This is a genomic window from Mesorhizobium sp. M7A.F.Ca.AU.001.01.1.1 (assembly GCF_004022735.1).
Classification (GTDB): Bacteria; Pseudomonadota; Alphaproteobacteria; order Rhizobiales; family Rhizobiaceae; genus Mesorhizobium; species Mesorhizobium ciceri.
Genome location: NZ_RZPF01000232.1, coordinates 1 through 8,464, shown reverse-complemented (window position 1 = coordinate 8,464; position 8,464 = coordinate 1). Strand labels below are relative to the sequence as shown.

7 protein-coding genes and 1 pseudogene are annotated in these 8,464 nt (G+C 62.2%); 6 read left to right on the top strand and 2 right to left on the bottom strand.

What is annotated here, in order from left to right; translation table 11 throughout:
• Nucleotides 1–248: 248 nt before the first annotated feature.
• Nucleotides 249–1,280: a porphobilinogen synthase gene (hemB, locus tag EN884_RS16015; RefSeq protein ID WP_027162429.1), complete on the bottom strand. Its 1,032-nt coding sequence runs from the start codon at nt 1,278–1,280 to the stop codon at nt 249–251.
• An 88-nt stretch (nt 1,281–1,368) separates the two neighbouring features.
• Nucleotides 1,369–2,196 (bottom strand): DUF2066 domain-containing protein, encoded by an 828-nt coding sequence (locus tag EN884_RS16010; RefSeq protein ID WP_063167763.1) that lies wholly within the window; start codon nt 2,194–2,196, stop codon nt 1,369–1,371.
• Between the two features lie 194 nt (nt 2,197–2,390).
• On the opposite strand from EN884_RS16010, the gene EN884_RS16005 reads away from it, so the two are divergent.
• From EN884_RS16005 to glyA, 6 genes and pseudogenes are all read left to right on the top strand, one after another.
• Nucleotides 2,391–3,434 carry an enoyl-CoA hydratase/isomerase family protein gene (locus EN884_RS16005; RefSeq protein WP_013532256.1) on the top strand — a complete coding sequence of 348 codons (1,044 nt, stop codon included), beginning with the start codon at nt 2,391–2,393 and terminating at the stop codon, nt 3,432–3,434.
• The gene (locus EN884_RS16000; protein ID WP_024504684.1) at nt 3,431–3,853 is read left to right on the top strand and encodes a DUF6163 family protein; all 423 of its coding nucleotides are present in this window, start codon (nt 3,431–3,433) and stop codon (nt 3,851–3,853) included. Before EN884_RS16005 ends, EN884_RS16000 begins: the two co-directional genes overlap by 4 nt.
• A 238-nt stretch (nt 3,854–4,091) precedes the next feature.
• Nucleotides 4,092–4,607, top strand: coding sequence for a winged helix DNA-binding protein (locus EN884_RS15995; protein WP_008875359.1), 516 nt, complete (start codon nt 4,092–4,094; stop codon nt 4,605–4,607).
• A gap of 429 nt (nt 4,608–5,036) precedes the next feature.
• A complete protein-coding gene (locus EN884_RS15990; protein ID WP_013532254.1) occupies nt 5,037–6,290 on the top strand; it encodes a L,D-transpeptidase family protein in 1,254 nt (417 codons plus the stop codon).
• A 142-nt stretch (nt 6,291–6,432) separates the two neighbouring features.
• Nucleotides 6,433–8,079, top strand: coding sequence for a Na+/H+ antiporter (locus tag EN884_RS15985; protein WP_013532253.1), 1,647 nt, complete (start codon nt 6,433–6,435; stop codon nt 8,077–8,079).
• Between the two features lie 173 nt (nt 8,080–8,252).
• Nucleotides 8,253–8,464 (top strand): annotated as a pseudogene (gene glyA, locus EN884_RS15980) (serine hydroxymethyltransferase); the annotation flags it as partial.

Here is an 8,464-nt window from a genome sequence, read left to right as displayed (position 1 = left end):
GGGTGAAAGCGTTGACGCGAAGTTTGGACATGCGAGCCTCCTCGATAACCGATTGTGTTTTGCAAGCAGTTTTTTGTAACAAACCGATTGTGAATTGCAAGCGGTATTTTCAAGCTCAAACGAAGCCCACGCAACGGTCAAGTGGCCCTCGCTATGGATTCCCCGGCCAAGAGCCGGAAATTGGTATGGATGTCGAAGCGGATTGGCCGACATTGCTCGCCGCGACCGGCCGTCGTCGCGAAGAGAAATTACCCCTTCAGCATCTCCGCCACTTCGGGTGCGAAATAGGTCAGGATGCCGTCGCAGCCGGCGCGCTTGAAGGCGAGCAGCGATTCCAGCATTGCCTTCTCGCCGTCGATCCAGCCATTGGCGCCTGCCGCCTTGATCATCGAATATTCGCCCGACACCTGGTAGGCGAAGGTCGGCATCTGGAACTCGTCCTTCAGCCGCCGGATGATGTCGAGATAGGGCAGGCCGGGCTTGACCATCAGCATGTCGGCGCCCTCGGCGATGTCCTGTTCGGCCTCTCTCACCGCCTCGTCCGAATTGGCATGGTCGATGTAATAGGTCTTCTTGTCGCCCTTGAGCAGACCGGCGGTGCCCACCGCCTCGCGATAGGGTCCGTAGAAGGCCGAGGCGAATTTGGTCGCATAGGACATGATCGCCACGTCCTGAAAACCATTGGCATCGAGCGCGTCGCGGATGGCGCCGATGCGGCCGTCCATCATGTCGGACGGTGCGATGATGTCGGCGCCGGCGGCCGCCTGGATGACTGCGGCGGCGGTCACCTGTTCCACTGTCTCGTCGTTGACGATGATGCCGTCGCGCAGGATGCCGTCATGGCCGTGGCTGGTGAATGGGTCGAGCGCTGCGTCGGTGATGATGCCGATCTGCGGTACCGCATCCTTGATCGCGCGGGTGGCGCGGTTGATGACATTGTCGGGATCGAGGATGTGCGAGCCGGTCTGGTCGCGCAGCGAGATGTCCACATTGGGGAAGGTGGCGAGGGCGGGAATGCCGAGTTTTGCCGCGCGCTCTGCCTCCTTGACGGCGAGATCGATCGACAGGCGGAAGACGCCGGGCATGGCGGCGATCGGCTCGCAAACACCCTTGCCCTCGACGACGAAGATCGGCCAGATCAAATCGTCGACCGTGAGCCGGTTCTCTTGCACCAGACGGCGCGACCAGTCGGCCTTGCGCATGCGGCGCAGACGGCGGCTGCCGGTGATTTCGTCGACGCCGCGCGCGCCGGCGGGCTTTGCGGGGGTGAATTTGTTCATCGCCAGTACTCTCGTTCGGGCAGGCTTTTACCACGAGCTCCCGCCGCTGACCAATGCGGCACGATTGTGCCAGCGACCGGGTCGAGGCCTATTCGGGTTGCCCATTGCCTGACAGAATCTGTGCCGCGCCCCTGATGGCGACACGGAAAGCCTCGTCGAAGCCGACACCGCGCACCTGCCAGATGTAGGTCTTGCCGGCCATGGCCAGCCGCCAGTCGGCGATCCAGCCCAGTTCCTTGTCGCTCCAGACGAGACTGCCGTAAAGCGCCTGGTCGGCGCCGGCCTTCTCCGCAAGGGTGTCGAGCTTCGTCATCTCGGCATTGCGAAGCGCCTGATCGTCCAATCCGGCCTGCGACAGCTGCGCCACCGTGGGAAAAGTCACCTGCATGGCCAGCGGTACGGCGGCATTGCCGAACGATTCGCGCATCAGCATGCCACGGTCGTCCTCGGCATCGAGCGCGTAATGCGTTGTTCCGCGCTCGGTCGCCAAAAACACCACCAGCCGTGGCCGCTCGGTCAGCCACGGCCTGCTGCCGAGCGAAGCCAGCACCGGGTCGACGTCAGCAGGCTTGTACTGGCAGTAGAGATTATGAGGCCGATCGTACGTGCCCTGGTCGTCATGGTTGGGAATGCCTTCCATGCGGTCGCGATAGTGGAAACTGGCGACGAAGGTGCCGGCTTTGTCGCGCAATGCCGTCATTTCAGGTTTCGCCGGCAGGCGCTGATCGCCGGAAACCCGCACCAGAACCGCGTCGAGGCAGCGCTTGAAGCCGGACTGGCGGTTCTTCTCGTACTTGCCGTTGACGATGGTCTGCGAGCTGTAGAGGTCTTCCAAAGTCCCCGCCATGACCGGGTGAACAGCCAAGCAGAGGCTCAGCCCGATTGCCACCGGCGCAAGGTGCGAAAATCGAGTCATAAACAATCGTCCCGTTCGAAGACCCAGCAGGTACGCTGCAATGAACTCTACCCAGTTTTCCGTATTGCAGCTCTATTTTTAGCACTGGCTCCTGGTCCGGGCCAGAGCTTGCACCGGTGTCCTCGCCATTGACGCACCCATGCGCCACGCTTTAGCACTTCAGTCCCGGCGGCCGGGAGAGGGATTCTTTCACGATGGATTTTGGCGGAGGCGACGAGATCCGCTTCGAACATCTGGGCCGGGCCGGCGTCGTCACCTTGACGCGGCCGCAGGCGCTCAATGCCTTGACGCACCGCATGATCGGGGCGCTCGACGCCGCTCTTTCCGCCTGGGAGGCCGACCAGGGCATCGACGTCATCGTCGTCAAGGCAGAGGGCAGGGCCTTTTCGGCCGGCGGCGATATCCTGCATGTCTATGAGACAGGTCGGGCGGGAAAACCGCCGGTCGAGTTCTTCGCCGACGAATACCGGCTCAACGCCCGCATCAACAGCTACAAGAAGCCCTATGTCGCCCTGATCGACGGTATCGTCATGGGTGGCGGCGTCGGCATCTCCTTCCACGGCTCGCACCGGGTGATGACCGAGAATGCCCAGTTTGCCATGCCGGAAGTCGGCATCGGCTTCTTTCCGGATGTTGGCGCCAGCCACCTGCTGCCCGATCTCGGCGGCTCCTTCGGCATGTATCTGGCGCTGACCGGCAATCGCATTCGATATGGCGATGCGCTGTGGTCTGGGCTGGCCACCCATACCATCAAGGCCGAGGACCAGGCTGGCTTCCTCGACCGGCTGGCGTTGACCGGCGATCCGGAATCGGTGCTGCGCGGCTTCTTCGTGCAGGCAAGGCGAGAAACCGACAGGCCGACGCTGGAGGCGATTGTCCGTCATTTTTCGCAACCGTCCCTGAACCGCGTCATCGACAGCCTCGAGCGTGCGGCCGCCGCCGATGAGTTCGCGGCAAAGACGCTGGCGACGATCCGCACCCGCTCGCCGACCAGCCTGCGCGTCGCCTGGCGGCAGATCAGCGCCGGACTGACGCTGTCCATGGAAGCCTGCATGAAGATGGAGTTCCGCATCCTCAACCGGATGCTCGCCGGCCATGATTTCTACGAAGGCATCCGCGCTGCCATCATCGACAAGGGCTCGAAGCCGCAATGGCGGCCGGCAAGCCTCGCAGCGGTCAGCGAAGCGGATGTCGACGCCTATTTCGCTCCGCTCGGCGAACGGGAACTCCTGATATGAGCGAGGTGACCTCAAGGCGCATCGTTCTGCAGCCCTCGGGGGTGGAGGTGATCTTCGCCTGGTTCCAGCGCGTCATATCGGGCTACTGCCTGCTGTTCGGCATTCTCTACTGGATCAAGCTGATCGGCTTTTATCCGGGCACACTGTGGCGTTTCGACCTGATGCCCGTGCACTGGCAGGTCGCGGCGGTGGTGCTCGCCGTGTTCTTTCCCTTTGCCGCTGCCGGCCTGTGGATGCTGGCGTCCTGGGGCCCGGTGATATGGTTCATTTGCGCGGTGACCGAGACGGTCATGTACGCCGGCTTTCCCGAGTTGTTCGGCCACCGCTTGCTGATTGTCGTCTCGCATGCGGCGGTGGCGGTGCTCTACGTCGTCTTTCGCGTCGTCATCTACCTGCAGAAGCGCCCGGTCCGCCACTAAGCCGTTGAACCCATTGGCGGCCCGGCTGTCGCCTCGAATGAGCCCTGCAATCGTTGCCGAAATCTTTAGGTTAATTATCCTTGCTCGGGTGACCGTTCGTTAAGCCTCTTCCGAAACCTCTTACCGGTAAGCTCTTGTTAGCCCTAGCGTTTAAGTCGAATTTTATGAGTATTCGATAGTGTCGCGATCAAGGTGAAAAACAAAAAATCACCAGGGCGACAAACGAGAGGCAAAGACAATGATCAATTCGCGTCCGGCGGCGAAGACCGCCAACGTATCCGACGATCGCCGTGAGGCTATCCGTTCCCTGTACATGGAATCGCTGCAGCTTGTTGAACGGCTGCACCGCCGCCTGCTTGATGTGATCAAAGACGAATTCGACCGCAACGGCCGTTCCGACATCAATGCCATCCAGGCACTGCTGCTGTTCAACATCGGCAATTCCGAACTGACCGCGGGCGAGCTGCGCTCGCGTGGCTACTATCTCGGCTCGAACGTCTCCTACAATCTGAAGAAGCTGGTCGATCTCGGCTTCATCAACCATCAGCGCTCGCGCATCGACCGCCGTTCGGTCCGTGTCTCGCTGACGCCGAAGGGCAATGAGGTGGCCGAGGTCGTCGCCGGCCTCTATGAGCGTCATGTCGGCTCGATCGAACAGGTCGGCGGCATCAACACCGATGAGTTCAAGCAGATGAACCGCGCTTTGCAGCGGCTCGACCGCTTCTGGAACGACACCATCGCCTACCGGATGTAAGGATGTAAGACATCCGCCGCATCGGATCCGGCCCGCGCCACAGAAGCGCGGCCGAAATATCGACCTTCAGTCAGGGCCGGTGCCGAGAGGCATCGGCCTTTCTTTGATTTGGCTGGTCATTGCACCGCGTGGTCGATCGCCGATCGATACCCAAAAAGCACGGTCCGTTCTTTTCGGAATGCTGGCCGGTCGGATTTGGCCGCAAGGCCACGTTGCCGCCATATTCCAATGGAACCGAGAATGGCAGTGATGCTGTGGTGAAGGCCATGCGTTCACCCGCAGCCCGTATCGCGCCTGTGCATTGTCACACCAAGCTGATACGGACCATGGTTGGCTAATTGTTAAGATTGCCAATTTTACAGTGCGGGCGAGATCGCCCGGTGATCAACGCAGCAAGTGATCGAACTGCTACCAATGTCTGGAACGTCCATGAAAACCAGCCGTCGTTTTTTCCTGTCCGGAGCCTCCGCGCTCGCAGCCGCGGTGGTCGCCGGCGGCGCCAATGCGCAGGATGTGATCGGTGATATCCTGAAATCCTCGGCGCGCGGCAATTGGGACGACCAGTTCGACGCCCGCGCCAGCGAGGGTGGCAAGGTGGCTTCGACGCTGCCGATCTTCAGCCCGCAGACCGTTGCCTTCACGGAACAGGCGGTCGGGCAATACCAGAACATTGTCGGGCAGGGTGGCTGGGTCGAGGTTCCCGCGACCAAGAAGCTGCAGCTTGGCGTCGATGATCCCGATGTGGTGCCGTTGCGCAAGCGGCTGATGGTTTCCGGCGACCTGTCGCAGAGCGCCGGCATTTCGACGGCTTTCGATTCCTATGTCGACTCGGCAGTCAAGCGCTTCCAACTGCGTCACGGCCTGCCGGCTGATGGCTCGATGGGCAAATACACCTATGCGGCGATGAACGTTTCGGCGCAGATCCGGCTTGGCCAGTTGCAGACCAATCTGCAGCGGCTGCGCGAGAAGGCCGGCACGCTGGGCAGCCGCTACGTGCTGGTCGACATTCCGGCAGCCCAGGTCGAAGCGGTCGAGAACGACCGCGTCGTGCTTCGCCACACCGCGATCGTCGGCAAGATCGATCGCCAGACGCCGATCGTCAATTCCAAGATCACCGAGATCATCGTCAATCCATACTGGAACGCGCCGGTCTCGATCGTGCGCAAGGACATCATTCCGCTGATGCGGAAAAATCCCGATTATCTCAAGAACAGCCACATCCGCCTGTTCGCGCCCGATGGCAGCGAAGTCGATCCGATGAATGTCGACTGGTCGACCGACGACGCCGCCAAGTACCGGTTCCGTCAGGATCCCGGCTCGGAAAACGCCATGGCTTCGGTGAAGATCAATTTCCCGAGCCCTGATGGCGTCTACATGCACGACACGCCGCAGCAGAGCCTGTTCGGCAAGATGTTGCGTTTCGATTCCTCGGGCTGCGTGCGCGTGCAGAATGTGCGCGACCTCGTCACCTGGATCCTGCGCGACACGCCCGGCTGGGACCGCCAGCATTTCGAGGCGGCGATCAAGACCGGTGAAAACACGCCGATCCAGGTCACCAATCCGGTGCCGGTCCACTTCCTCTATCTCTCGGCCTGGTCGACCGGTCCGGGCGTGGTGCAGTTCCGCGACGACGTCTACGCGCTTGATGGCAACAACGAGCTGCAGATCACGTCCGCGCTTTAAATATTTGATTTCTATTTAAAAAGGCCGCCTCTCAGGGCGGCCTTTTTTCATTGATTGGGTGCCGCGGCGTTTTTCACGGGAGGGCGGCTGGACGGATCGGCCGGCTTTGCGCATGGTCGGCGGGAAAGCCTGGAACCGGACCATGGAAGTCGCTGTCTTCATTCTGGTCGTGCTCGTCTTCGTGGCGCTTTCCGGCGCGCTGGTTCGCCTGGTGCGGGTGCCGTTGCCGGTGCTTCAGATTGCGATCGGTGCCGCGCTCGCCTGGCCGGTGCGCGGCATCCATGTCGAGATCAATCCGGAGCTGTTCCTGCTGGTGTTCATTCCGCCGCTGCTGTTCGGCGATGCCTATGGCGCACCGAAGCGTGAACTGATGGCGCTGCGCGGACCGATCCTGGATCTGGCCATAGGGCTGGTCTTCTTCACCATCGTCGGCTTCGGCTACGCCTTGCATTGGCTAGTGCCGAGCATCCCTCTGGTGGTCGCTTTTGCGCTTGCCGCGGTGCTGTCGCCGACCGACGCGGTGGCCGTGTCCTCGATCGTCGACAGGAATGTCGTCCCGGCGCGGCTGATGCACATTCTCGAAGGCGAGTCGCTGCTCAACGACGCTTCAGGCCTCGTCATGTTCCGCTTCGCCGTCGCAGCAGTGCTGACCGGCAGCTTTTCCCTTGCCGCGGCTTCGTTCAGTTTTCTCTATGCCGTGGCGATCGGCATCCTGATCGGCGTCGCGGCGCTGTTCGTTGCCGCCAAGCTGCTGCAATTGCTCAACCGGATCGGCGGCGTGCCGGCCGAAGCGCAGGTGCTGGTGATGGTTCTGCTGCCCTTCATCGCCTATCTCGGCGCCGAGCATGTCGGAGCGTCCGGTATTCTGGCGGCTGTTACCGCCGGCCTGCTCACCGGCGGCTCCGGCGTGTTTCGCTTCCTCGGCGTCTCGGCCCGCATGCAGACGATGTCGCTGTGGACGACGCTTTCCTTCGTTTTCAACGGTGCTCTCTTCATCGTGCTCGGCCTGCAGCTTCCCGACATCATCCGCCATGTGCCGCCGGAACTCATGAGCCTGCACCCGATCATCCAGCCGATCGCGACCGTCGTGGCGCTGACGCTGTGCCTGATCGCGTTGCGCTTCCTGTGGATATGGGTAGGCGATCTCGCAGCCGGCATCGCCGCACGTCTGGGCAAGCGCAAGGTGGAGCCGTTCGGGTTGCGCGTGCGGCTCGCCGGTTCGGTGGCCGGCGTGCGCGGCGCCATCACGCTGGCCGGCATATTGTCGCTGCCGCTCGCCATGCCGGACGGCTCGCCGTTCCCGGCACGCGATCTGGTCATTTTCCTGGCCGCCGGCGTCATCATCTGTTCGCTGGTCTTCGCCAGTCTCGCTCTGCCGACGATCGCCAGGGGGCTGGTCGAGCCGGGTGAGGATGCCGGCGCCGCCGAGGAGCGGCTGGCGCGTGTCGGCGCCGCCAAGGCGGCAATCGCGCGCATCGAGAGCATCGCCGGAGCCGCAGATGATGAGGGAGGCGAGGTGCCCGGCGCCAGGCTTGCCGCCGCCGACAGCATCGTCGCCGGGTACCGGCGCCGCATCGCCGCCTCGGACGAAGCCGATGAGGCCCGCGCCGAGGCGCGTGAAGCCGGAAGGCTGGAGCTCGAATTGAGATTTGCGGGCATCGAAGCCGAGCGCGAAGCCGTGCGCGCCATGTTTCGCAGCGGCGAGATCAACGACCATACGTCGCAGGCGCTGTTTACCGAGATCACGCTCACCGAGGCATTGCTGAGGGGCCGGAAGGCGAGGAAATAACGACGCGCGGGCCTGGCTGGCGCAATCCGGCCAGCAAATTTCGCGTGGCAAACGTGGCGGGGCGAAAACAACTGTGTTAATGGCGCCGCGTGCAGGTTGCCCAAAAGTGTACAGCGGTTTGGGCAACGACATGCATAAACAAAATTGCCCCCGAACCCCGAGGATTTCAGGCTATGGCAACAGCAGCGGCAGTGTCGAACAAATTCGAATCCTTCTTCGAAACCACGCTGGCCGACGCCGATCCGGAGATTTTCGGCGCCATCCGCAACGAACTCGGCCGCCAGCGCCACGAGATCGAGCTGATCGCCTCGGAAAACATTGTTTCCCGCGCGGTGCTTGAGGCGCAGGGCTCGATCATGACCAACAAATATGCCGAGGGCTATCC

Bases quoted from the DNA above. Each gene is read 5' to 3' on its own strand.
- EN884_RS16005 (WP_013532256.1), top strand. From the start codon at position 2,391: ATGGATTTTGGCGGAGGCGACGAGATCCGCTTCGAACATCTGGGCCGG.
- EN884_RS16010 (WP_063167763.1), bottom strand. From the start codon at position 2,196: ATGACTCGATTTTCGCACCTTGCGCCGGTGGCAATCGGGCTGAGCCTC.
- EN884_RS15990 (WP_013532254.1), top strand. From the start codon at position 5,037: ATGAAAACCAGCCGTCGTTTTTTCCTGTCCGGAGCCTCCGCGCTCGCA.
- EN884_RS16000 (WP_024504684.1), top strand. From the start codon at position 3,431: ATGAGCGAGGTGACCTCAAGGCGCATCGTTCTGCAGCCCTCGGGGGTG.
- EN884_RS15995 (WP_008875359.1), top strand. From the start codon at position 4,092: ATGATCAATTCGCGTCCGGCGGCGAAGACCGCCAACGTATCCGACGAT.
- hemB (WP_027162429.1), bottom strand. From the start codon at position 1,280: ATGAACAAATTCACCCCCGCAAAGCCCGCCGGCGCGCGCGGCGTCGAC.
- EN884_RS15985 (WP_013532253.1), top strand. From the start codon at position 6,433: ATGGAAGTCGCTGTCTTCATTCTGGTCGTGCTCGTCTTCGTGGCGCTT.